Annotated in this window: 18 protein-coding genes; 7 read left to right on the top strand and 11 right to left on the bottom strand. The window is 69.4% G+C overall.

Annotation, left to right across the window (positions count from 1 at the left end; translation table 11 throughout):
• Nucleotides 1-85: 85 nt before the first annotated feature.
• The 11 genes from ACG02S_RS13800 to ACG02S_RS13750 all read right to left on the bottom strand — a co-directional run bounded on the left by ACG02S_RS13800 (nucleotide 86) and on the right by ACG02S_RS13750 (nucleotide 12,480).
• Nucleotides 86-1,237: an IS30 family transposase gene (locus tag ACG02S_RS13800; protein WP_394471032.1), complete on the bottom strand. Its 1,152-nt coding sequence runs from the start codon at nucleotides 1,235-1,237 to the stop codon at nucleotides 86-88.
• Nucleotides 1,238-1,323: 86 nt separating this feature from the next.
• Nucleotides 1,324-3,063, bottom strand: a complete 1,740-nt coding sequence (locus tag ACG02S_RS13795) for a magnesium chelatase subunit D (RefSeq protein WP_394471031.1) — start codon at nucleotides 3,061-3,063, stop codon at nucleotides 1,324-1,326.
• 17 nt (nucleotides 3,064-3,080) lie between these two features.
• Nucleotides 3,081-4,100 carry a magnesium chelatase ATPase subunit I gene (bchI, locus tag ACG02S_RS13790; RefSeq protein ID WP_394471030.1) on the bottom strand — a complete coding sequence of 340 codons (1,020 nt, stop codon included), beginning with the start codon at nucleotides 4,098-4,100 and terminating at the stop codon, nucleotides 3,081-3,083.
• Nucleotides 4,101-4,105: 5 nt separating this feature from the next.
• Nucleotides 4,106-5,392, bottom strand: coding sequence for a DUF3422 family protein (locus ACG02S_RS13785; protein WP_394471029.1), 1,287 nt, complete (start codon nucleotides 5,390-5,392; stop codon nucleotides 4,106-4,108).
• Nucleotides 5,393-5,652: 260 nt separating this feature from the next.
• Nucleotides 5,653-5,955: a high-potential iron-sulfur protein gene (locus ACG02S_RS13780; RefSeq protein ID WP_394471028.1), complete on the bottom strand. Its 303-nt coding sequence runs from the start codon at nucleotides 5,953-5,955 to the stop codon at nucleotides 5,653-5,655.
• Nucleotides 5,952-6,263, bottom strand: a complete 312-nt coding sequence (locus ACG02S_RS13775) for a hypothetical protein (protein ID WP_394471027.1) — start codon at nucleotides 6,261-6,263, stop codon at nucleotides 5,952-5,954. Before ACG02S_RS13775 ends, ACG02S_RS13780 begins: the two co-directional genes overlap by 4 nt.
• Entirely contained in the window at nucleotides 6,263-7,453 is a 1,191-nt protein-coding gene (locus ACG02S_RS13770; protein ID WP_394471026.1) for a geranylgeranyl diphosphate reductase, read from the bottom strand. The genes ACG02S_RS13775 and ACG02S_RS13770 overlap by 1 nt, the downstream gene beginning before the upstream one ends.
• The gene (locus ACG02S_RS13765) at nucleotides 7,425-8,753 is read right to left on the bottom strand and encodes a BCD family MFS transporter (protein WP_394471025.1); all 1,329 of its coding nucleotides are present in this window, start codon (nucleotides 8,751-8,753) and stop codon (nucleotides 7,425-7,427) included. The genes ACG02S_RS13770 and ACG02S_RS13765 overlap by 29 nt, the downstream gene beginning before the upstream one ends.
• A 124-nt stretch (nucleotides 8,754-8,877) precedes the next feature.
• Nucleotides 8,878-9,756: a chlorophyll synthase ChlG gene (gene chlG, locus ACG02S_RS13760; protein ID WP_394471024.1), complete on the bottom strand. Its 879-nt coding sequence runs from the start codon at nucleotides 9,754-9,756 to the stop codon at nucleotides 8,878-8,880.
• An 86-nt stretch (nucleotides 9,757-9,842) separates the two neighbouring features.
• Complete coding sequence (gene ppsR / locus ACG02S_RS13755; protein WP_394471023.1) at nucleotides 9,843-11,228, bottom strand: transcriptional regulator PpsR; 1,386 nt, start codon at nucleotides 11,226-11,228, stop codon at nucleotides 9,843-9,845.
• 187 nt (nucleotides 11,229-11,415) lie between these two features.
• Nucleotides 11,416-12,480: a cobalamin B12-binding domain-containing protein gene (locus ACG02S_RS13750; RefSeq protein WP_394471022.1), complete on the bottom strand. Its 1,065-nt coding sequence runs from the start codon at nucleotides 12,478-12,480 to the stop codon at nucleotides 11,416-11,418.
• A 246-nt stretch (nucleotides 12,481-12,726) separates the two neighbouring features.
• Between ACG02S_RS13750 and bchF the strand changes: the two genes are divergently transcribed.
• Genes bchF through ACG02S_RS13715 form a run of 7 tightly spaced genes read left to right on the top strand, consistent with a single transcriptional unit; the run spans nucleotide 12,727 to nucleotide 22,942 of the window.
• Complete coding sequence (gene bchF, locus ACG02S_RS13745; protein WP_394471021.1) at nucleotides 12,727-13,257, top strand: 2-vinyl bacteriochlorophyllide hydratase; 531 nt, start codon at nucleotides 12,727-12,729, stop codon at nucleotides 13,255-13,257.
• Nucleotides 13,254-14,537, top strand: coding sequence for a ferredoxin:protochlorophyllide reductase (ATP-dependent) subunit N (locus ACG02S_RS13740; protein WP_394471020.1), 1,284 nt, complete (start codon nucleotides 13,254-13,256; stop codon nucleotides 14,535-14,537). Before bchF ends, ACG02S_RS13740 begins: the two co-directional genes overlap by 4 nt.
• A 1-nt stretch (nucleotide 14,538) precedes the next feature.
• Nucleotides 14,539-16,083, top strand: coding sequence for a ferredoxin:protochlorophyllide reductase (ATP-dependent) subunit B (gene bchB / locus ACG02S_RS13735; RefSeq protein WP_394471019.1), 1,545 nt, complete (start codon nucleotides 14,539-14,541; stop codon nucleotides 16,081-16,083).
• 10 nt (nucleotides 16,084-16,093) lie between these two features.
• Nucleotides 16,094-19,879 (top strand): magnesium chelatase subunit H, encoded by a 3,786-nt coding sequence (locus ACG02S_RS13730; protein WP_394471018.1) that lies wholly within the window; start codon nucleotides 16,094-16,096, stop codon nucleotides 19,877-19,879.
• Nucleotides 19,876-20,787 carry a ferredoxin:protochlorophyllide reductase (ATP-dependent) iron-sulfur ATP-binding protein gene (gene bchL, locus ACG02S_RS13725; RefSeq protein ID WP_474103950.1) on the top strand — a complete coding sequence of 304 codons (912 nt, stop codon included), beginning with the start codon at nucleotides 19,876-19,878 and terminating at the stop codon, nucleotides 20,785-20,787. The genes ACG02S_RS13730 and bchL overlap by 4 nt, the downstream gene beginning before the upstream one ends.
• Nucleotides 20,787-21,488: a magnesium protoporphyrin IX methyltransferase gene (bchM, locus tag ACG02S_RS13720; protein ID WP_394471017.1), complete on the top strand. Its 702-nt coding sequence runs from the start codon at nucleotides 20,787-20,789 to the stop codon at nucleotides 21,486-21,488. Before bchL ends, bchM begins: the two co-directional genes overlap by 1 nt.
• A complete protein-coding gene (locus tag ACG02S_RS13715) occupies nucleotides 21,485-22,942 on the top strand; it encodes a BCD family MFS transporter (RefSeq protein ID WP_394471016.1) in 1,458 nt (485 codons plus the stop codon). The genes bchM and ACG02S_RS13715 overlap by 4 nt, the downstream gene beginning before the upstream one ends.
• Nucleotides 22,943-22,946: the final 4 nt, after the last annotated feature.

The raw sequence follows: 22,946 nt of genomic DNA, 5'->3' as shown, positions 1-22,946 counted from the left end.
GACTCAACTCAACGCTCTCGGCGGGTCCAGCGCGCTGGCGAGCGGTTGCAGCATAGGTCCGCTTCCGCTGGCGGATTCAACCGGTCTACGCAACACATTCGCTGAATCGCTCAGCGGGCGTTTGGAAGCCGAGCGTTTTGCGCGGGCTCTCGTTCAATTGTCTGGCGATCGAATTGAGCTTGGCCTGAGAGTAGCCGGAGATGTCGATGCCTTTTGGCATGTACTGCCTGAGCAGCCCATTGGTGTTCTCATTGCTGCCGCGTTGCCAAGGACTTTGAGGGTCACAGAAGTAGACCTGGATGTCGGTGGCCATGGTGAATCGCTTGTGCCCATGCATCTCCGTGCCTCGATCCCAGGTGAGCGATTTGTAGAGCTCCTGAGGCAGCTTGCGAGCATGCTTGATGAGCGCGTTGACGACCGTCTGCGAGTCCTTGCCGTCCAGCTTCACCAGCATCACGTATCTCGTTTGGCGCTCGACCAGCGTCGCGATCTGGCTGTTGCCGCTGCCGAAGACCAGGTCTCCTTCCCAATGACCAGGCACCGCCCGGTCTTCGACTGACGCGGGCCGCTCACTGATCGTCACCGCGTCGACGATCTGGCCATGGATCGCAGTCTTCTGCGTGTAGGAGCGCGAGCGACGCATGCCGCGCGTGCGCCGCAGATGCTCCAGCAACTCCTTCTTCAAGGCGCCACGCGCTTGAATGAACAGGCTGCGGTAGATCGTCTCGTGTGACACGTGAAGGCTCTGGTCGTTCGGATAAGTATGCTGGAGCCAGCCCGCGATTTGCTCTGGCGACCACAGCATCCGGAGCATGTCCGCCACGATGCCAGCCAGCGCCCGGTGCTTGGCTAGTTTGCAGATCTTCGGTCGAAGAGCGCGTTCCCATGCAGCCTGATCTGCCAGGGTTGCCCGATAGCCGTGCTGGCCGCCGTTGCGACAGATCTCCCGGCTGATCGTCGACGGCGCCCTGCCGAGTTGAACGGCGATCGAACGCATCGACTGCCCCGCCATCAGCGCACGCGAGATCTCTTCTCTCTCCGCCAGAGTCAACGCGGTTGCGCAGCGTCGACGCTCAGGCGGTCGAATGCCACCGGACTTCGCCAGGATCGTCTGGATCGATGTGTGCCCCCGGTCGAACAGCTTGCCGATCTGCTGAAGCGTCCAGCCGTCCTTCCATCGCTCCCACATCACTGCCTTCTGCGTGGCGGTGTAGTACGTCCGTGTCCGGTACTTCATTTGCAACACTCCTTCTGCCTGGGCAGTGGTTAGTGTGTTGCACCGACCGGTTGAATCCGCCCTGCAAAGCTGCCCTTCGCTGCGATTCAGATCGCAGCCGCCACCGCCGCATACACCTGCGCCGCCTGCCCTTGCGGCAACGGCACATACCGCGCCGCCATCGCCTGCGCCAGCGCCATCGCGGCGGGCTGGGGCCGTGGCGAGGTGTCGATGAGCACGCTGGCCATGCCTTCGGACCGCAAGCGTTGGGCGGCGGTAAGCGCGTCCTGCATCGCCTGCGGCCGGCCGGGGCTGCCGTCGCGGGCGATGTTGGCGCGGGCGTCGGTCAGGAAGATGAGCACCGCCCGGGCGCCGTCGCGTGACTGCAGGCTGCTGCCCAGCAACCACGCGGCCTCGATACCTGCCGCCAGCGGTGTGCCGCCGCCGCCGGGCAGGCCGGAAAGCGAACGGCGCGCGCGCACCAGCGAGCGGGTGGGCGGCAGCAGCACCTCGGCGCCATCGCCGCGAAAAGCGATCAGCGCCACGCGGTCGCGGCGCACGTAGCAGTCGGCCAGCAGCAGCTCCACCGCACCCTTGGCCTCGGCCAGCCGGTTGAGCGCCTGCGAGCCGGAGGCGTCGACGACGAACACGGTCGTCGTCTCGGTGGGGCGGCGGTAGCGCTTGATGTGGAAGTCGTCGCGCCGCAGCAGCAGACGGGCGGCGGCGGGCGCTAGGCCTTGCTGCTCGCACTCCAGCAGCCGCAGGCGTTGCCAGGGGATGGCGGCACGCATCGTGGCGAGCAGATCCAGGCGGCTGCCGGCGCGCAGGCTGCCGCGCCGCGAGGCCAGCGGCCGGCCGCTCTGCGCCGGGCGAGCCGCGGCACCGCGCCGCCCGGCGCCGGCGCCGCGGCTCGCGGGCGCGCCGGCCAGGCTGGCCAGCAGGCCCGCCGGGATGGCGGCCTGGGTGGCGGCGATCATCTGCTCCTGCAGCTCCTCGGCCTGGTGCTCTGCGTCGCTCGGGCCGGACGATGGCGCTTCGGCGGATGTGGGCTCCGGTTGATTCGGTTCGGCTGCCTCGGCCGGCGCGGACGACTCGGGCTCCGGCGCCGACTCGGCTTCCATCTGCGCCTGCGGCAAGGCCCGCGCGCGTGGCGCCAGCACCAGCCGCGCCGCCAGTTCGGCATCGGCTTGTGTCACTTCATCTCGCCCCGCAACGGCTGCCGCCGCGCAGGCCGCGCGCCAGGCCTGCCAGGGCGCGCGCAGGGACTGCAGGCCCAGCGCGGCGGCCGTGCCGCACAGCGCCTGCACGGTGGCATCGTCGTAGGGGATGCGAGCCAGCCGCTGACGAGCTTCGGTCAGGTCAAACGGCAAGTCCTGCCCCTCGCCCAGCCCGGTCAGGCCCGCAGCGAGGTCGAGTACGGCAGGACTGGCGATCAGCGCCAGCCGCTCCAGCAGGCTGCCCGGCAGTTGCTCCTCGGCCGTCTGCCCTTCGTCCAGCGCCACGACGCAGAAGCGCGAGACGCCATGCTCCAGCGCCGACGCGAGCTTGGCCGCCAGCCCGGCATCGACGCGCTCGGCCATGGGCAGCAGCAGCACGCCGCCATCGGCCTCGGCCAGCAGGCCGGCCTGCGCGACCGGCCGGCCGGCGGCCAGGCTCAGGCCCAGGTCCAGGCCGCCCAGCAGGCGCTCGTCGTCGACCTGCAGCGGCAGGCGGCGCCAGGGCGTGCGTTCAGGCAAGGCGCGGCGCAGGCTGGCCAGCACCGCGTCACGCGCCGGGCCGGCGGGGCCGCGCAGGCACAGGCCGCCCAGAGCTTGCGGGTCGACGGCAAGCAGGCAGACAGCCTGCAAGGCCGGGTCTAACTGAATCAGGTCCACAGCTCGGCGACCGCACGCTCGATGCGCTGGCCCGACCCCGTGTCATCCAGCGGGTTGCGGCGCAGCCGGTGGCGCAGTGCGGGCACGGCGATCTCGCGCAGATGCGCCAGCGTGACTTCGGGCGCGGCTTGCAGCGCCGCCAGCGCACGAGCGGCGCGCATCAGCGTCAGCTCGCCGCGCAGGCCGTCGCTGCCCACCGCCACGCACAGCTCGGCGGCGCGGTGCAGCACGACGTCTCCCACGACCAGGTCGGGCAGGCGCTCGCGGGCCTGCAGGATCTGCCGGCGCACCTTCGCGTCCTGCCTGGCCCACAGCGTCGTGAAGGCGACTGGGTCACGCTCGAAGGCATCACGGCGGCGCACGACCTCCACGCGCTGGGCGATGTCGCTCGGCGTCTTCACTTCGACCGACAGCCCGAAGCGGTCCAGCAGCTGCGGCCGCAGCTCGCCCTCCTCCGGGTTGCCACTGCCCACCAGCACGAAGCGCGCGGGGTGGCGCACGCTCAGCCCCTCGCGCTCGATGACGTTCTCGCCAGAGGCGGCCACGTCGATGAGCAGGTCGACGAGGTGGTCCTCCAGCAGGTTGACCTCGTCGATGTACAAGAAGCCGCGGTGCGCCTTGGCCAGCAGCCCGGGCTCGAAGACCTTGATGCCCTGCGACAGCGCGCGCTCCAGGTCCAGCGCGCCGAGCACGCGGTCCTCGCTGGCACCCAGCGGCAGGTCCACCACCGGCACGGGCACTTCCTCGGTCTTGAGGCGCCCGGCCAGCCTCAGCCGCGCGCAGTCCTCGCAGGCGGAAGACGCCGCCGGGTCGCAGTGGTAGCGGCAGCCTTGGACCGCGCGCATGCGAGGCAGCAGCGCCGCCAGGCCACGCACGGCGGTGGACTTGCCGGTGCCCCGGTCGCCCAGCACCAGCAGGCCGCCGATGGCGGGCTCGACGGCGGCGATGAGGATGGCGCGCTTCATCTCGTCCTGACCGACGAGGGCTGAAAAAGGGAATGGAGTGCTCATCAGGTTCAGGCCGCCTCGTTCTCGCGCGCGCGGCCTCGCGCCTTGCGCACCGCGTGGAAGGCCAGCAGCGCCAGCACCGGCACGCTCAGGCCCACGAACAGGTCGACGTCCAACGGCGCGCCCAGCGAGCGTCCGCCCTTGGCAAGGTAACCCGCCACGCCGGCCATGTAGTACACGATGGCGGCGACGGAGAGGCCTTCCACCGTCTGCTGCAGGCGCAGCTGCAGCCTGGCGCGCCGGTCCATGGAGGCCAGCAGCGCGTGGTTCTGGTGTTCGCGGGCGATGTCGACGCGGGTGGACAGCAGGTGGCTCGCCTGGGCGACGCGCTCGGACAGGTCGTGCATGCGCTGCGACACCGTGGCGCAGGTGGCCACGGCAGGCGTGAAGCGGCGCGACATGAACTCGTCGATGCTCTGCAGGCCGCTGAGCCGCCGCTCGCGCAGCTCGGCGATGCGGGTGCGCACCAGCTCGGCATAAGCGCGGCAGGCGCCGAAGCGGAACTGGCTGGCCGACAGGCCGCTCTCGACCTCGGCGGCCAGACGGGTCAGCTCGTGCAGCAACTTCTCGTCGCCGCCGGCGTCGCTGGCGATGTTGTCGGTGAGACCGGCCAGCGCGCGCTCGATGACCAGCAGCCGCGGCGACAGCCGGCGCGCGACCGGAAAGGCCAGCAGCGCCATCATGCGGTAGGCCTCGATCTCGAACAGCCGCTGCAGCATGCGACCGGCCATCAGCGGCGTGAAGCCCTGGTCGACCAGCACCAGGCGGCCGAAGCCGTCGGGGTGGATCAGGAAATCGGAGAAAGCCAGGCCGGCACCGTCGCCCACCGCGCTGCCAACGACCGGGCAGCCGGCGAAAAAGTCCTGCTGCAGATCGGGCAGCGACGGGGCGTCTTCGGCCTGCAGCAGCTCGGCATGCCCGGCATAGAGGGTCATGCCGGGCGCGCTGGCCAGCCAGCCGGGCGGCAACTGCGCCGCCGCCGGGTCTGCGAATGGCACCACGGAACCCGCCGCCAGCAACAACGTGTAGCTGGAGAACTCGCCGTGACGCTCCCACTTCAGCTGCACGCCACCGATGCGGCCGCTCCAGTGCACCGCGCCAGGCTCGGGGGCTGCCTGGCCATGGTTACGGCACAGCTTGCCGAGATGGGCCAACTCGCGGTCGCGCTCGTCGGGGTCCACCAGCACAGCCACATAGCTGGCACGGCCGGGCGCCGCCAACGGCTCAGACGGCCGGGCATGCACCTCCAGCGACAGCGAGGCGCGCTCGGGCAGGTCAGCCGGGAGGAGCCGCATGGATACCCTTTGCGCCTACGCGCTCGTCGCGCCTTGAGGGCCTGGCGCCGGGCCGCCCCCAAGCTGGCCCGCGGGGCGATGTCGCCCGGGCTCAACGCCCAGGCAAGCGCCGTTTCCTCGGGGGCTGAGGCTGAACACCGTGCGTCCAGTGGATGGCCTGTGACCGCCCAAGGGCTGCGCCCCTTGCCGCAGCGCGGTCTGCCAGACCGACCGGGCGCCCACGCGTTCAGCGTGGCGAGCGTGGGCGAGGGGCGCCATCGTCACGGCTTCTTGACGTAAGCGGTGCACCAGCCCTTTGCGGCCACCTGCTTGCCGGCAAAGATCGGGCAGCCGCCGGATGCCGCGCCAGCCTTGCCCTGGTAGAGCGCACAGTTGCTGCACGCGGCGCCGGCCGTGTGCTTGGGCTGCTTGGCCTTGTCGATCTTGCTGGCGTCGGCGTGATAGCCAAGCGAGACCGCAGTGGGGTCCTTCTCGTCGACCATGGCCTGCGACCAGGCGGTGCCGGCTAGCAGGCCTGCGCCTGCCACGGGGACCAGGCGGATGAAGTTGCGACGTGTGCTCATGGTGCTTGCCTTCCTTGCCCGAGGGGCTGGGTGGGTGTGAAAAGTTCGGGACGACGCCGGCGCGCCAGCAGGTCCATCAGATGGGCCACGCCAGCGGCGACCAGGCAGAGAACGATCCAGGCAGCGTTTGAGCCGACAAGGCTCAGGCGCAATGCCAGGGTCAGGCTCAGCCCGGCCAGCAGATTGGGCGCCAGATTCGCCACACCCGTGGGCCGGCGCAGCAAGAGCCACAGCAATTCGATCAGGCTCACCGCCAGCACCAGGTCCACCCCGTGCAGCAGCAGCGCGGCCTCGGTGGATTTGTCCATCAGACGCGCGCCCATCCGAGCAGATGGGCGACATCCTTGAAGAAGATGCGCGCGTGCGCCATCGGGCGAGCCCGCACCAGGCGCTTGTGCATGTACGCGTCGAAGGTCAGCTGCTGCACGTCGCGGTCGCGGCAGATGCTGACGAAACGCTCGCGGCGCTTGTCGCTGCAGTACCAGAAACGCTGCATCATGCCGAGGATCCAGAACACCCGGCCGTGCTCCCGCATGAAGCGCTTGCGAGCCAGCGCCAGCGACTTCACGTCGCCCGTCTGCAGCAGCCGCTGCACGGCCTCGGCAGCCAGCCGCCCGCCCAGCATGGCGTAGTAGATGCCCTCACCCGACGCCGGCGCCACGACGCCCGCCGCATCGCCGGCCAGCACCACGTCACGGCCATTGTCCCAGCGGGGCAGAGGCTTCATGGGGATGGGCGCGCCCTCTCGGCGCAAGGTGCGCGCATGGGTCAGGCCCGCGCCGGCCCGCAGTTGCATGACGCCGCGGCGCAGCGAGAAGCCCTTGTCGGCGCTGCCGGTGCCGATGCTGGCGCTGGCACCGTGCGGGAACACCCAGCCGTAGAAGTCGGGCGACAGCGCGCCGCGGTAGTGCACTTCGCAGCGGCTGCCGAGGTAGCCCGCCGGAACGTCGTCGGGCACGGCGACGATCTCGTGATACGCGAACACGAAGCGGCCTTGGTCCGCCCCCGGGATGGCCTGCTGCGCCACCTGGGAACGGGCGCCGTCGGCGCCAATGACGGCACGCGTGCGCACCCGGCCGGGGCCCCCGGCGGCGCCGTAGTGCACGACGCTGATGCCGTCGGGGTCGCGGTCCAGGCGCTCGAAGCTGCCCTCGCGGCGCTCGGCGCCGTGCGAAGCGGCGCGCTCGCGCAGCCATTCATCGAAATGCTCGCGGTCCACCATGCCGACGAAGCCGCCTTCGATGGGGATGTCAACCTCCACCGCCTGCGGCGAGATCATCCGCGCGGCGGTGGCGCGCGCCACCAGCAGGGACTCGGGGATGGCGAAGTCCGCGATGAGCCGCGGCGGGATGGCGCCGCCGCAGGGCTTGATGCGACCGGCGCGGTCCAGCAGCAGCACGTGCAGGCCCTGGCGCGCCAGGTCGTCGGCCGCCGTTGCGCCGGCCGGGCCGCCGCCGATCACGACGGCATCAAAGTCCACCGGCTGGCTGAGGCTCATAGCGCTCTCCCACGTTGATACGCGCTGCCCTGGCGCGTGGTTCGACCCGGGCGGCCAGGCGTGCGGCCCACAGAAACAGGCCGGCGTCGAGCAGGAACACCAGGGCGTAGGCTGGGCCGGCATCCGCCAGCAGCCAGCGGGTCAGGTCACTCGCGGCAGTGCCGAGCACGCCGCCGAGCGCAAACGCCATCGCCTGCGCCGCGCCCCACAGGCCTATGCGCACGCCCTCATGTCCGGCCTCGCCGGCGCCGGCCAAGCCCATCATGGAGCCGATGGCAGCGATAGAGAAGGCGCCGGTCGCGAGCCCCAGCGCGAACACATTGAGCCGCAGCGGCCAGTTGGGCCCGACCAGGCCGGCGCACACCAGCCCGCCCAGTGCCAGCGCGGAGGCCGCGCAGCCCCACACGGTCCAGCTGCGCAGCGAGCCCCAGTGCCGGCCTGCCCAGCGGCTGCCGGCAGCGGCCGCAATCAGCATGCCGACCAGGGCACCGCCGTGCTGCGTGCCAGACAGCTGGGTGGTAGCGCCGGGCGTGAGGCCGAACACCAGGCCGGCGAAGGGCTCCAGGATCAGGTCCTGCATGCTGAAGGCCAGCATGGAGACGAAGACGAAGACGGTGAAGCGGCGGGCCCGGGGTTCGCCCCAGGCATCGACGAGGGCCTGCTTGAACGCGATCGGTGCAGGCGCCTCGGCGGCCGGCTGTGCGGGCCCTTCCAGCCCCATCACTGCCAGCACGGTCAGCAACACGGCGGACGCCGCAACGCCACCCGCAACCCCCAGCAGGCGCCCGGGCGAGAAAGGGTCCAGCAGGCTGCCGGCCACGCCGGCCGTGACGACGAAGCCGACGATCATCATGATCCACACCGTCGTGGCCGCTGCAGCGCGCCTTTCTGCCGGCACGCGCTTGGCCAGCAGCGCCAGCAGCGAAGTGCCGCTGGCAGCCACGCCCAGGCCGATGAGCGTGTAGGCCAGCACCGCCAGAGCGATACCGGCGACCGCGCTGCTGCCCATCCACACGGTGGCCAGCGCGGCCAGCCAGCCGCCGGCGGCCAGCGTGACCATGCCGCCGATGATCCAGGGCGTGCGGCGCCGTCCGAGGTCAGAGCCATGGCCCATACGCGGGCGGCTGATCTGCACGACGTAGTGCAGCGCCAGCAACAGGCCCGGCAGCAGAGCCGGTAGTGCCATTTCCACCACCATCACGCGGTTCAGCGTCGACGTGGTCAGCACGACGATGGCGCCCAGGCTGGCCTGCACCAGGCCCAGACGCAGCACGCTGATCGATCCGAACGGTCGGGTCATGTGAGCACCCTTCTCGCAACGCGCTTGCCTGGCCGAGACGGCCGGGCGCTTGCTAGGCATCGCAACTCCGGGCGCACTCCTGCCACGCCGCAGCGAGCTTGCTGTGGGCGGCCAGGCGCTGCGCTCATGTCACGATCCCGCGCAGCGCGAAGGCGCTGACCAGCATGCCCGATACATAAAGCGGCACGCCGGCGCCGCTGTACCAAACGGCACGCGCCAGCGGCTGGGCGACAAAGCGCTTCATCATCAGCAACTGCACCGCCAGCAGGCCAGCCACGGCCAGGCCGTGCCAGCCCTGGCCCCAGTGCCACAGCAGCAACGCCACGACGACTTGCGGCACGGCCATGACCAGGGAGGCGACCTGCGCGGCGCGCGGCGCGCCAAGCATGACCGGCAGGGAGGCGATGCCCATCTGACGGTCACCCTTCATCGACTTGAAGTCGTTCAGCGTCATGATGCCGTGTGCACCCAGGCTGTAAAGCAGCGCCAGCGCCAGCGAGCGGCCATCGGGCAACTCGCCCATGGCCATGACGGCGGCCCCGGTGATCCAGGCCAGACCTTCGTAGCACAGGCCGCATGCGGCATTGCCCCACCAGCCATTGCGCTTCAGGCGCAGCGGCGGCGCGCTGTAGGCCCAGGCCAGCAGCAGGCCCACCATGCCCGCCAGGAAGCCCACCGGGCCCAGCTGCCACGCCAGCAGCAGCGACAGCAGCGTCCAGACCACGGCGATGTACAGGCCCCAGTGGCCCGGCATGCGGCCGGATGGAATGGGCCGCTGAGGCTCGTTGATGGCGTCGACATGGCGGTCGAACCAGTCGTTGACAGCCTGGCTGGTGGCGCAGACGAAGGGGCCAGCCAGCAGCACGCCGGCAACGATCAGCGGCCAGCGGCCCTCAGCCGGCATCCCCGAAGCCACCACACCGCAGCCAAAAGCCCACATCGGCGGAAACCAGGTGATGGGCTTGAGCAGTTCGGCGACAGCCGAAAGAGCGGGGCGCTGCATGCAGCCTATTCTGAGCTGACACCATTCAATGTCAAGTCAGATTTACACTCCGTCGGCGCTCCCATGGAGCGCGCGGATGTGACGCGCTACTCCGGGCTGGCGGAGCCGCCGGAGTCCTGCATGCCGTAGCGCCGCAGCTTCATGTACAGGCCCTGCCGCGACAGCCCGAGCATCTCGGCGGCAGACGCGCGGTTGTCCCGAGTGAGGCCGAGCGCCGCCTCGATGCACAGACGCTCGATGAGGTCGGTGGTCTCGCCAACGATGTCCTTCAGCGGCAGCCGGCCCACCAGGCCGGTGAGCTGCTCCACGGAGCGGGGCAGCTGGCGGTTGGAACGGCCCTCGGCGGGCAGGCGCCTGGCGACATCGCGGATGGAGAAGCCGAGGCAGGCCTGGGGACCGTCAGGCACCGCCACGGCCGAGATCTCCACCGCGGCTGGCTCTCCGTAGCTGCCGCGCAAGGTCGTCGGGAACAGGCGCAGCACGCCGTGCTGGCGCAGGTTGGTGATCAGCACGTTCAGGTCCACCGACGAGCGACCCAGCCAGCGGTCCAGCGACTGGCCCTGCAGCGACTCGCCGGCCGACAGCTGCAGCATGTCGCTGAAGGCCTGGTTGGCACTGAGGATGCGGCCCTGCATGTCGGTCAGCACGAAGGCGTCGGGCATGGCGTTGACGACGTCCGGCAGCGAAGGGCCTTCGGCCTTGCGGCTGGCAGTGCGTTCAGGGCTGGTGGCGCGGGCGGGCGACAGGCGCACCAGCAGCGAGCTGCTGCTGTCCTGCTTGAACAGGCTGGCCGCGAGCCTCAGCTCGGTGTTGCCGTTGGCCAGTCGCACCAGCGTGTCGTCACTGCGGCCGGCGCTGCGCGCCTGCGAGAAGCTGGCATACGACTCGGCCTGGCTCTCCACGGCGAGCAGTTCAGCGAAGCTGCGGCCAACGATGCGCTTGGTCGAATCGCCCAGCAGGCGTGCCGCAGCCGCGTTGTGTTCGAACACGACCAGGGAGGCCGCATCGAGCACCAGCACGGCCTCGTCGACGGCTTCGAACAACAGTCGGTAGCGCGCCTCGGTGTGGCGCAGGCGGAGGTAGTCCCGCTCCATGGACTGCTGGGCATCCACGAGGCGCTGCTGCACCGCGGCCACTTCGCGCAGGTCGCGGCCCAAGGCCAACAGGCGGCCCTGCACGCCCATGGGCACGATGTTGTAGCTGACCGGCAAATCGACGCCGCCGGACAAGGCGTGGGTGACCTGGCGTGCGGGGCGCTCGCCCGGGTTCTCGGTGCCAGCCCCCCCCGAGGCGGCCACGGCGAGCATCGCGTTGACCTTGCCCCGGTTCTCGACCGTGACCGTCTCGATCCAGCGCCGGCCCACCCACTGGCGCAGCTCGCCCAGTTCCTGGCTGCGGCCACTGCTCAAGGAGATGTCGCGGATCACACCCTGACTGTCCAGCACCAACGCCAGATCGGCAGAGGCAGCCACCACCGCGGCAAGGACGTCGGCATTCAGGTCAGCAAAATAGAGCTGGGGCGCTCCGAACCGCTGATCGGTGGCCGATGTGCCAAGGTTGTGCATCGAGCTCCCTGAAATGCAAAGTGCAGCACAGTGATGCCGCCGAAGGACCTGAAGGAAGTCGGTGTCGCGAGTAGGCAGCCGGCGCTGACAGACGTCAAGTTCGCTTGACGCGCCGGGCAATCCCGTTTTTCGCGGCCTCAACGGCGCTGCAGGCGTCACCAGCCATCGAATCCGCCCCGCAAAGCCGAGCCAGTTCTGGCATTTGCGCCGCCATGGGGCCACCGACCATCACAAAAATATCGCGGTTGGCTGACGCCTCACGCATGTCAAGAATAGCAGACGCTACATGGGGGATGCTGTCGCTCGTCGAGATTGACAGTCCGAACATGTCGAACCAATTGCCGGTCAAACGGGCATGCAGATCAGCCCACGAGGCCTTGGGCTCGCATTCGACATCCCAGCCGGCACGAGTGAAGAACTCGGCCGCCATGACGACACCGAACGTGTGCTGTGCGCCCGGCACGGCCGCCAACAGGGCACGGTGGCCGTCCCCGTCCGGGCGCGCCACTTGATTGAAACGACTCCCCTGCTCATGCAGCACGCGCTGCAGCCGCCACAGGCCGATGGTGACCTGCGAGAAGTCGTAGCGGTCCTCCTCCCACAGCTCGCCCATCCAGCGGGCGCACGGCGCCAGCAGGTCCAGGAAGACCTGCTCTTGCGAAGCGCCAGCGTCCAGCAGCGCGCGCACATAGCTGTTGGCGCTGTCGGCGCCGCCCTCCGCCGCCAGGCGTGCCAGCGTGTGCACGTGCTCGGTCGTCATGGCCAGCGGCGGCCGCGGCGGGCTGTCCCGCAGCGGCTGGGCGCTGTGCATCAGCATCAGGCGCGGAATGATCTCCAGCTCGACGATTCGCGACAGCTGCATGTCCGGCGAGGTGTTGCTGGACACCAGATGCGGGGAGGCAAGCCGGGGTCGCCCGTCGTCTGCCAGCGGCGCGCGATTGGCAGAGAGCTCAGCACTCTTCATGGCCAGCATCTCGGCCAGGGTCAGCGGGTCGGCCTGAAACAGCACCTCACCCTTTGCCGTGCCTCGGGAGGCTGCGGCCATGGCGCGCGGCGCCTGCTGGCGTTTGGCCAGCCTGTTGTTCGTCCATCCAGCCACCACGTATCTCCTCGTGGGCTGGTTGGCAGCAAGGGTTCCCTGTGAGCGGCCGGAAATCATCGGCTCCGGTCCTCGGCGCTGGGCAGCGTCAGAAATCGCTACTGCTAACCGTTTTGTTTCGCTTGATCTTCGTCGTTATGGGACTGAGACATGCTCAGTCAGCTTGCGTTGACAGCCTGCCGAAGCAATGTCGCGTGTCATCTGGGCTCGCGTCAAGCTGATTTTCCCGATCCGGCAAGAAATGTCTAGTTTTGTTTACGTCAATTCCGATTGACAGTCGCAAACCGCGGGCCTAGATTCGCCCCCATGTCGAACCCCACCGCCTCGTCCGCCACCCCGAGGCCGGGCTTGCGCCCCGTTCGCCCGCCTCTCTACACAGCGCAACAACGCGCCCGCCGGGACGCCAGCATCTGGACCCTGATCCAGGGCGTGCTGGCCCCCGTGCAGTTTGTGGTGTTCCTCGTCAGCCTGGCCCTGGTGCTGCGTTTCCTGGCGACCGGAACGGGCGAGCAGGCGGCGGCGCTGTCGGTGCTGGTCAAGACACTGACGCTGTACACCATCATGGTGACCGGCTGCATCTGGGAGAAGGTGGTCTTCGGCCGCTGGCTGTTCGCCCCCGCCTTCTACTGGGAAGACATGTTCAGCATGGCGGTGCTGGCCTTGCACACGGCGTATGTGGTGGCCTGGTTCACCGGTTGGCTCAGCACACCGCAGCAGATGTGGCTGGCGCTGGCGGCCTACGCGACCTACTGCATCAACGCGGCGCAGTTCATCTGGAAGTTGCGCATGGCGCGGCTGGACCATGCGGCCAGCGTGACAGCGGGAGCAGCAGCATGAACGCGGTGATTCCCATCCAGCAAGCCGGCGGCTGCACGGACGCCCCGGTCCTGATGGAGCGCGGCCAGCGTGAGGTCTTCTGCGGCCTGACCGGCATCATCTGGCTGCACCGCAAGATGCAGGACGCCTTCTTCCTGGTGGTGGGCTCGCGCACCTGCGCCCACCTGATCCAGTCGGCGGCCGGCGTGATGATTTTTGCCGAACCGCGTTTCGCGACCGCCATCCTCGACGAGCGCGACCTGGCGGGCCTGGCCGATGCGCAGGACGAGCTGGACCGGGTGGTCAAGCGCCTGCTGGAGCGCCGGCCGGACATCCGTCTGCTCTTCTTGGTCGGCTCCTGCCCGTCAGAAGTCATCAAGCTGGACCTGTCGCGCGCCGCCGCCCGGCTCAGCCAGGAATTCATGCCGCAGGTGCGAGTGCTGAACTACTCGGGCAGCGGCATCGAGACCACCTTCACCCAAGGCGAGGACGCCTGCCTGGCGGCGCTGGTGCCCGTGCTGCCCATCTCCACGCAGCGGCTGGAGCCCGAGCTGCTGATCGTCGGCGCGCTGGCCGATGTGGTGGAGGACCAGTTCAGCCGCCTGTTCACCGCGATGGGCGGCCAGCGCTTCGCCTTCTTCCCGTCGCGCAGTTCCACCGCCCTGCCCGCCGTCGGCCCGCAGACGCGCTTCCTGCTGGCCCAGCCTTTCCTCGGCGACACCGCCAAGGCGCTGGAGTCGCGTGGCGCCACGCGAGTGGCGGCACCCTTCCCGCTTGGCGCCGAAGGCAGCGCCGCCTGGATGCAGGCCGCCGGCGCCGCGATGGGCGTGCCCGCTGAGGTGGTCGAGCAAGCCATCGCCCCCGCCCGCCAGCGCGCTGAAGCTGCGCTGGCCGCACACCGCGTGTCGCTGGCGGGGAAAAGCATCTTCTTCTTCCCCGATTCGCAGTTGGAAGTGCCGCTGGCGCGCTTTCTGGCGCGCGAGCTGGGCATGCAGCTGACCGAAGTCGGCTCGCCTTATCTGCACCGCCAGCACCTGGCCGAGGAGCTGGCCTGGCTGCCGGCCGGCACGCAGCTCTCGGAAGGCCAGGACGTGGAAAAGCAGCTGGACCGGTGCCGCGCCGCCGCGCCCGACATGGTCGTCTGCGGCCTGGGCCTGGCGAATCCGCTGGAGGCCGAGGGCTTCACGACCAAGTGGTCCATCGAGCTGGTGTTCACGCCCATCCAGGGCTTTGAGCAGGCCGGCGATCTGGCGGGTTTGTTCACCCGCCCCCTCACGCGGCGAACGCTGCTGGCGGCCTGACATGCAGCTCACGCTCTGGACCTACGAAGGCCCGCCCCACGTCGGCGCGATGCGCATCGCCACGGCCATGCGTGACGTTCACTACGTGCTGCACGCGCCGCAGGGCGACACCTACGCCGACCTGCTGTTCACGATGATCGAGCGCGCCAACAAGCGCCCACCGGTCACCTACACCACCTTCCAGGCCCGCGACCTGGGCGGCGACACGGCCCAGCTGTTCAAGGACGCCGCCCGCGACGCCTACGAGCGCTTCAAGCCGCAGGCCCTGCTGGTGGGCGCCTCCTGCACGGCCGAGCTGATCCAGGACGACCCGGGCGGCCTGACGCAGGCGCTGGCCCTGCCGGTGCCGGTCATTCCTCTGGAGCTGCCGGCCTACCAGAAGAAGGAAAACTGGGGCGCCGCCGAGACCTTCTACCAGCTGGTGCGGCACCTGGCCGTGAAGCCCACGCAACCTCGCGTGAAGGGCAACCAACCGCGCTGCAACATCCTGGGCCCGACAGCGCTGGGCTTTCGGCACCGGGACGACGTGCGCGAGATCCGCCAGCTGCTGGCACTCATCGGCGTGACCGTCAACGTGACCGCGCCGCTGGATGCCTCCCCCGCCGACATCGCCCGGCTGGCCGATGCTGACTTCAACGTCGTGCTCTACCCCGAGGTCGCTCAAACCGCCGCGAGCTGGATGACACGCAACTTCGGCTTGACCGCCACCAGGACCATCCCCATCGGCGCCACGGCCACACGCGAGTTCATCCGCGAAGTCGCCGCCCTTGCCGGCATCGACCCCGACGTTGCAGCCGCGGCCGCCCAATCCCGCTCGCCCTGGTACGCCAAGTCCGTGGACTCCAACTACCTGACCGGCAAACGCGTCTTCGTCTTCGGTGACGCGACGCACGCCATTGCCGCTGCCCGCGTGGCCGCCCACGAGTTCGGCTTCAAGGTCGTGGGGCTGGGCACCTACAGCCGAGAGTTCGCCCGCGACGTCCGCGAGGCCGCGGCGATCTACGGCGTCGAGCCGCTGATCAGCGACGACTACCTGGAGGTGGAGGCCGCCATCTGCGCCGCCGGCCCAGAGCTGGTGCTGGGCACGCAGATGGAGCGTCACATCGCCAAGCGGCTGGGCCTGCCCTGCGCGGTCATCTCAGCGCCGGTGCACGTGCAGGACTTCCCCGCGCGGTACTCGCCGCAGATGGGTTACGAGGGCGCCAACGTGCTGTTCGACACCTGGGTCCATCCACTGATGATGGGCCTGGAGGAGCACCTGATCGGGATGTTCCGCGGTGACTTCGAGTTCCACGAGGATGCAGCGCCGTCGCATCTCGGAGGCCCGGCCACACAGGCCCCTGCGCCGCCTGCGCTGATAGAAGTGCCGACCACGCCTTCAGCCCCGGCCGAATGGTCACCCGACGCCGAGAAGGAGTTGCGCAAGATCCCCTTCTTCGTGCGCGGCAAGGCCCGCCGCAACACGGAGGCCTATGCGCTCAGCAAGAGCGTGCCGGTCATCACCATCGAGACGCTCTATGACGCCAAAGCCCATTTCAGTCGTTAGGGCGCCGGCGATGAACGTGGTCATCGTGACCATGGACAGCCACCTCGCCAGCGCCGCCGAGCGCGCCAACGCGACGCTGTCCAAGGCCCTGCCCGGTCTGCGCCTGACCGTGCATGCCGCCGCCGAGTGGAACGAGAACCCCGCAGCGCTGGCCCGCTGCAAGGCCGACATCGCCCAGGGGCACATCGTCATCGCGTCGATGCTTTTTCTGGAAGACCATTTCATGCCCGTGCTGGCGGACCTGCAGGCACGCCGCGAGCACTGCGATGCGATGGTCTGCGCGATGTCCGCCGCCGAGGTCACCAAGCTGACCCGCATGGGCCGCTTCGACATGTCCGCGCCCGCCACGGGCGCAATGGCCTTCCTGAAGCGCCTGCGCGGCAAGCCGCCGGGCAAGGACGAGGGCAACAAGGGCAAGGGACAAGGCACAGCGGGCGCGCAGCAGATGAAGACGCTGCGCATGCTGCCCAAGATCCTGCGCTTCATCCCCGGCACGGCGCAGGACGTGCGAGCCTACTTCCTCACGCTGCAGTACTGGCTGGCGGGCTCCCAGGGCAACATCGACAACATGGTGCGCCTGCTGGTGGAGCGCTATGCCGACGGCCCGCGCAAGGCCATGCGCCTGAGCGCCAAGCCGCAGCAGCCCATCGACTATCCCGAGGTGGGCCTGTACCACCCGCGCATGAGCCACCCCAACGCCGTGGGCCTGATGGCCACGTCGCTGGACGCGCTGCCCAAGGTCGCCACCACCGGCACGCGCGGCACGGTGGGCCTGCTGGTCATGCGCTCCTACGTGCTGGCCGGCAATGCCGATCACTACAACGGCGTCATCACCGCGCTGGAGGCGCGCGGCCTGCGCGTGATCCCCGCGTTCGCGACGGGGCTGGACCAGCGCCCGGCCATCGCCGCATTCTTCCAGGGCGCGGACGGGCGCACGCGCATCGACGCACTGGTGTCGCTGACCGGCTTCAGCCTGGTGGGCGGCCCGGCCTACAACGACGCCAAGGCGGCAGAGGACGTGCTGGCCGCACTGGACGTGCCCTACCTCGCCGTGCATCCCATCGAGTTCCAGACGCTGGACCAGTGGGGCGGCTCGCCACGCGGCCTGCTGCCGGTGGAGTCCACCATCATGGTGGCCATCCCCGAGTTGGACGGCGCCACCGGCGCGATGGTGTTCGGCGGCCGCGCCAACGCCGCGCACGTTGCCTGCACCGGCTGCAGCCACGCCTGCCGCTTCGACAACGAGGTCGACGCGCACGACATGCACAGCTGCATCGAGCGTGCCGACGCGCTGGCCGCGCGCGTGGGCAAGCTGGTGGACCTGCGTCGCAGCGAGCGCGCCGAGCGTCGTGTGGCGGCCGTCATCTTCAACTTCCCGCCCAACGCCGGCGCCACCGGCACGGCCGCCTTCCTGTCGGTGTTCGAGTCGCTGTTCAACACGCTGGCCGCGATGCAGCGCGAGGGCTACACGGTGGACATGCCGGCCTCGGTCGACGCGCTGCGCGAAAGCCTCATCACCGGCAACGCCTCGCGCTACGGCGCGATGGCCAATGTGCACCACCGCATCCCGGCCAACGAGCACCTGCGGCGCGAGAAGTACCTGAAGGAGATCGAGGCGCAATGGGGCCCGTCGCCCGGCAAGCAGCAGAGCGACGGCAGCCACCTCTTTGTGCTGGGCGAGCGCTTCGGCAACGTGTTTGTGGGCATCCAGCCCGCCTTCGGTCACGAGGGCGATCCGATGCGCCTGCTGTTCGAGCAGGGTCACGCCCCCACGCATGCCTTCTCGGCGTTCTACCGCTGGCTGCGCGAGGACTTTGCTGCCCACGCGGTGCTGCATTTCGGCACCCATGGCGCGCTGGAGTTCATGCCCGGCAAGCAGGCGGGCATGTCGGCCCGCTGCTGGCCGGACCGTCTCATCAGCGACCTGCCCAACCTGTATCTCTACGCATCCAACAACCCGTCGGAGGGCAGCATCGCAAAGCGCCGTGCCGCCGCCACGCTGATCAGCTACCTCACGCCGCCGGTCGCCGAGGCCGGGCTGTACAAGGGCCTGGTCGAGCTGAAGGAGACGCTGGCGCGCTACCGCAGCCTGGAGCCGGAGGCACATGCCGAGCGCGACGCGTTGAGCTTGATGATCCAGGCCCAGGCAGCCGAGTTCGAACTCGCCGCCGCCGAACCGCTGTGGGGCGCAGACGCCGAAACGCGCATCGCCAAGCTCAGCGCGGCCGTGCTGGAACTCGAATACACGCTGATTCCCTACGGCCTGCATGTGGTGGGCCAGGCGCCTAGCGCCGCCGAGCGGGTGGACTTGCTGATGTCCTGCGCCGAGGCCTCCCACGGCGTGCGGCCCGAGCGCGCCGCCATCGAGGCGCTGGTGGCCGATGGCATGCCCACGTCGGGCGCCGACCTGCAAGACCTGGCCCTGCTGCAGCAGCTCAGCGACATGGACGAGCTGCTGTCCGAGGACCGCGAGATCGACGGCATCCTGCGCGCGCTGGACGGCCGTTTCCTGCGCCCCGCCCCGGGCGGCGACCTGCTGCGCACGCCCGCCGTGCTGCCCACGGGCCGCAACCTGCACGGCTTCGACCCCTTCCGCATTCCCAGCGCCTACGCGGTGAAGGACGGCTTCGACCAGGCGCAGCGCCTGCTGGACAAGCACATGGGCGCCGGCCATCCGCTGCCCGAGTCCATCGCCATGGTGCTGTGGGGCACCGACAACCTGAAGAGCGAGGGTGGCCCTATCGCCCAGGCGCTGGCGCTCATGGGCGCACGGCCACGCTTCGACAGCTACGGCCGCCTGGCCGGCGCCGAGCTGATATCGCTGGCCGACCTGGGCCGGCCCCGCATCGACGTGGTCATCACGCTGTCGGGCATCTTCCGGGACCTGCTGCCGCTGCAGATCAAGCTGCTGGCCGAGGCCGCCTTCCTGGCCGCGCAGGCCGACGAGCCGCTGGAGCAGAACTTCATCCGCCTGCATGCGCTGGCCTACCAGGCCGCCAACGGCGGCGACCTGGAGACGGCCTCGCTGCGCGTCTTCGGCAATGCCGAGGGGGCTTACGGCGCCAACATCAACAGCCTCATCGACAACAGCCGCTGGGAGGACGGTGACGAGCTGGCCGAGACCTACAGCCGCCGCAAGGGCTTTGCCTACGGCCGCGCCGGCCGGCCCATCCAGCAAGCCAAGCTGCTGCAGAGCGTGCTGGCCGACGTTCAGCTGGCCTACCAGAACCTGGACTCGGTGGAGTTGGGCATCACGACGGTGGACACCTATTTCGACACGCTGGGCGGCGTCAGCCGTGCGATCAAGCGGGCCAAGGTGCGCAAGGACGGCACGGATGCGCAGATGGCCCCGGTCTACATCGGCGACCAGACCCGCGACAGCTTCGGCGGCGGCGCCGTGCGCACGCTGGGCGAGCAGGTCGCGCTGGAGACGCGCACCCGCATGCTCAACCCCAAGTGGTACGAGGGCATGTTGAAGCACGGCTACGAGGGCGTGCGCCAGATCGAGGTGCACGTGACCAACACGATGGGCTGGTCCGCCACCACGGGCCAGGTTGCGCCCTGGGTCTACGAGCAGCTCAGCGCCACCTTCATGCTGGACCCCGCCATGCGCGAGCGTCTGGCCCAACTCAATCCCACCGCCTCTGCGCGGGTCGCCAACCGGCTGCTGGAAGCGTTTGAGCGCGACTACTGGCAGCCGGACGCCGACACGCTGCAAGCCCTGCGCCAGGCCGGCGACGAACTGGAAGACCGCCTCGAAGGCGTGATGCCGATGAAAGAAAAGGCCGCCGCATGAACATGGTCACCGAAGTCCCGATCCAAGAGATCGGAAACCGCCGACAGCCCGATGGCGCCGGCAGCGTGCAGGTTCAGATGGACCCCACCGTGCAGATCGGCACGGCCAAGTGCTTTGCCATCTACGGCAAGGGCGGCATCGGCAAGAGCACCACGTCCAGCAACCTCTCCGCTGCCTTCTCAAAGCTCGGCAAGCGAGTGCTGCAGATCGGCTGCGACCCCAAGCATGACTCCACTTTCACGCTGACCAAGAAGATGCTGCCCACCGTCATCGACGTGCTGGAGACGGTGAACTTCCACTCCGAGGAACTGCGCGTCGAGGACTTCGTCTTCGAGGGCTACAACGGCGTGATGTGCGTGGAAGCCGGCGGCCCGCCCGCCGGCACCGGCTGCGGCGGCTACGTCGTGGGCCAGACGGTCAAGCTGCTCAAGGAGCACCACCTGCTGGAAGACACCGACGTGGTGATCTTTGACGTGCTGGGCGACGTGGTCTGCGGCGGCTTTGCCGCGCCGCTGCAGCACGCCGACCGAGCGCTCATCGTCACGGCCAACGACTTCGACTCCATCTTCGCGATGAACCGCATCGTGCAGGCCATCGGCGCCAAGGCCAAGAACTACAAGGTTCGGCTGGGCGGCGTCATCGCCAACCGCAGCGCGGCGACTGACCAGATCGACAAGTACAACGACAAGATCGGCCTGAAGCTGGCGGCCCACTTCCCGGACCTGGACGTCATCCGCCGCAGCCGGCTGAAGAAGTCCACGCTGTTTGAGATGGAGCCCTCGCCCGAACTGGAGAAGGTGCAGGCCGAGTATCTCCGCCTGGCCGCCGCGTTGTGGCTGGGCGGCGAGCCCTACACCTGCGTGCCGATGAAAGACCGCGACATCTTCGACCTGCTGGGCTTCGACTGATGAACACCTCTGCCTACACCGCCCGTCGCGCCGAGATCGAGACCTACTTCGATCGAACGGCTGCCGACGCCTGGGCCCGCCTGACCTCCGACGCACCGGTGGGCCGCGTGCGTGCCACCGTGCGCGCCGGCCGTGACCGCATGCGGGGCACGCTGCTGTCCTGGCTGCCCGAGGACCTGCGCGGACAGCGCGTGCTGGACGCTGGCTGCGGCACCGGCGCGCTGGCCGTGGAGGCCGCCTGCCGCGGTGCGACCGTGCTGGCCATCGATCTCTCTCCCACGCTGGTGGACCTGGCCCGCCAGCGCCAGCCGGTCTTCAGCAACGGCGGCGGCATCGATTTCCGCGCGGGCGACATGCTGGACCCGGCGCTGGGCGAGTTCGATCACGTGGTGGGCATGGACTCGCTGATCCACTACGAGCCGGGCGACGCGGTCGAAGTCATCGCCGGCCTGGCCGCCCGCACCCGTCACTCGCTGCTGTTCACGTTTGCGCCCAGCAGCCCAGCGCTGGAAGTGTTCAAGGCTGTGGGCAAGCTCTTCCCGCGCGGCAACCGCTCACCCTCCATCGTGCCGGTGGCCGAGCGCCACCTGCAGCGCAGGCTGGACGACCATCCGCGGCTGCTGGCCTGGGGTGCGCGCCGCAGCCAGCGCATCTCCAGCGGCTTCTACACCTCGCAGGCGATGGAGCTGGTGCGGTCATGAAATCAGTTCTCCAGCTCAACCAACGCCTGGCCCTGAAGTGGTCACGACTGAGCCTGGAGTTCCTGCCGTTTGCCGATGTCGCCAGCACCGAGCTGCCGCTGTCGCGCCTGCTGCGCCTGGCGCTGTTCCAGGTGTCGGTGGGCATGGCCTATGCGTTGCTGGTGGGCACGCTGAACCGGGTCATGATCGTCGAGCTGGGCGTGTCGGCCTGGCTGGTGGCGCTGATGGTGGCGCTGCCGCTGCTGGCCGCGCCCTTCCGTGCGATGGTGGGCTACCGCTCCGACACGCATCTGTCGGCGCTCGGCTGGCGGCGTGTGCCCTACCTGTGGTTCGGCTCGCTGCTGCAGTTCGGCGGCTTGTCCATCATGCCGTTCGCGCTGATCCTGCTGCAGCCGGGTGCCGAGGCCAGCGCCCAGCCGGGCGGCGTGGTCATGGGCCACCTGGCAGCAGCGCTCGCCTTCTTGATGGTGGGCGCCGGCATGCAGACGACGCAGACCGCCGGCCTGGCCCTGGCCACCGACCAGGCCAGGCCGGACGCGCGGCCACGGGTCGTCGCGCTGATGTACGTGATGCTGCTGCTGGGCATGGTGATGGCCAGCGTGGTGTTCAGCCTGGTGCTGCAGGACTTCACCGCGACGCGCTTGGTGGGCGTGGTGCAGGGCGCGGCCATGGTCACCATGCTGTTCAACACGATTGCGCTATGGAAGCAAGAGGCGCGCGGCAGCATCCGGCGCGACCCCGATGCCGCGCCGCAGGAGCCCTTCCGCCAGGTCTGGCGCCGCTTCTCGGCCCAGCCACACACGCGCCGCTTCCTCGTCGCCGTGGCGCTGGGCACCGCCGCGTTCAACATGCAGGACATCGTGCTGGAGCCCTACGGCGGCGCGATCCTGAAGCTCTCGGTCGCGTCCACCAGCCTGCTGACCGCCGGCCTGGCTCTGGGCTCGTTCACCGCCTTCGCTATCGCTGCACGGCTGCTGCAGCATGGCTTCGATGCGTACCGCCTGGCGTCCATCGGCCTGCTGATAGGCATCTGCGCGTTCTCGGCCATCATCTTCGCGGCGCCGCTGGATTCGGGCTGGCTGTTCCGCTTCGGCAACTTCCTCATCGGTCTGGGCGGCGGGTTGTTCGCCGTCAGCACGTTGGTCGTCGCGATGGGGCTGGAGAACCAGGGCTGCGCGGGCCTCGCTATGGGCGCCTGGGGCGCCATGCAGGCCGGTGCCGGCGGCATCGCGGTGGCGCTGGGCGGCACGCTGCGTGACGGCTTCGAGGCGCTGGCCGCCCAGGGCTGGCTGGGCACGGCGATGTCCGAGCCGCAGGTGGCCTACAGCGTCGTCTATCACCTGGAGATCGCGCTGCTGTTCGGCACGCTGATCGCCATCGGTCCCCTCGTGCGCCCTGCTGGCGCGTCGCAACCAAAGCGTCAGCGTTTCGGGCTGGCGGAGTTCCCAGGCTAGGAGG

The organism is Pelomonas dachongensis (assembly GCF_043555865.1).
Taxonomy (GTDB): domain Bacteria; phylum Pseudomonadota; class Gammaproteobacteria; order Burkholderiales; family Burkholderiaceae_C; genus Pelomonas; species Pelomonas dachongensis.
The sequence above is the reverse complement of the archived record's forward strand: the minus strand, read 5'-3'. Positions and strand labels throughout refer to the sequence as shown.

What these genes read in the sequence shown, in the direction of transcription:
- bchF (WP_394471021.1), top strand. Translation starts at nt 12,727, where the DNA reads ATGTCGAACCCCACCGCCTCGTCCGCCACCCCGAGGCCGGGCTTGCGC.
- ACG02S_RS13800 (WP_394471032.1), bottom strand. Translation starts at nt 1,237, where the DNA reads ATGAAGTACCGGACACGGACGTACTACACCGCCACGCAGAAGGCAGTG.
- bchM (WP_394471017.1), top strand. Translation starts at nt 20,787, where the DNA reads ATGAACACCTCTGCCTACACCGCCCGTCGCGCCGAGATCGAGACCTAC.
- ACG02S_RS13780 (WP_394471028.1), bottom strand. Translation starts at nt 5,955, where the DNA reads ATGAGCACACGTCGCAACTTCATCCGCCTGGTCCCCGTGGCAGGCGCA.
- ACG02S_RS13785 (WP_394471029.1), bottom strand. Translation starts at nt 5,392, where the DNA reads ATGCGGCTCCTCCCGGCTGACCTGCCCGAGCGCGCCTCGCTGTCGCTG.
- ACG02S_RS13770 (WP_394471026.1), bottom strand. Translation starts at nt 7,453, where the DNA reads ATGAGCCTCAGCCAGCCGGTGGACTTTGATGCCGTCGTGATCGGCGGC.
- ACG02S_RS13715 (WP_394471016.1), top strand. Translation starts at nt 21,485, where the DNA reads ATGAAATCAGTTCTCCAGCTCAACCAACGCCTGGCCCTGAAGTGGTCA.
- ACG02S_RS13765 (WP_394471025.1), bottom strand. Translation starts at nt 8,753, where the DNA reads ATGACCCGACCGTTCGGATCGATCAGCGTGCTGCGTCTGGGCCTGGTG.
- chlG (WP_394471024.1), bottom strand. Translation starts at nt 9,756, where the DNA reads ATGCAGCGCCCCGCTCTTTCGGCTGTCGCCGAACTGCTCAAGCCCATC.
- bchL (WP_474103950.1), top strand. Translation starts at nt 19,876, where the DNA reads ATGAACATGGTCACCGAAGTCCCGATCCAAGAGATCGGAAACCGCCGA.
- bchI (WP_394471030.1), bottom strand. Translation starts at nt 4,100, where the DNA reads ATGAGCACTCCATTCCCTTTTTCAGCCCTCGTCGGTCAGGACGAGATG.
- ACG02S_RS13750 (WP_394471022.1), bottom strand. Translation starts at nt 12,480, where the DNA reads ATGATTTCCGGCCGCTCACAGGGAACCCTTGCTGCCAACCAGCCCACG.
- ACG02S_RS13740 (WP_394471020.1), top strand. Translation starts at nt 13,254, where the DNA reads ATGAACGCGGTGATTCCCATCCAGCAAGCCGGCGGCTGCACGGACGCC.
- ACG02S_RS13775 (WP_394471027.1), bottom strand. Translation starts at nt 6,263, where the DNA reads ATGGACAAATCCACCGAGGCCGCGCTGCTGCTGCACGGGGTGGACCTG.
- ACG02S_RS13730 (WP_394471018.1), top strand. Translation starts at nt 16,094, where the DNA reads ATGAACGTGGTCATCGTGACCATGGACAGCCACCTCGCCAGCGCCGCC.
- bchB (WP_394471019.1), top strand. Translation starts at nt 14,539, where the DNA reads ATGCAGCTCACGCTCTGGACCTACGAAGGCCCGCCCCACGTCGGCGCG.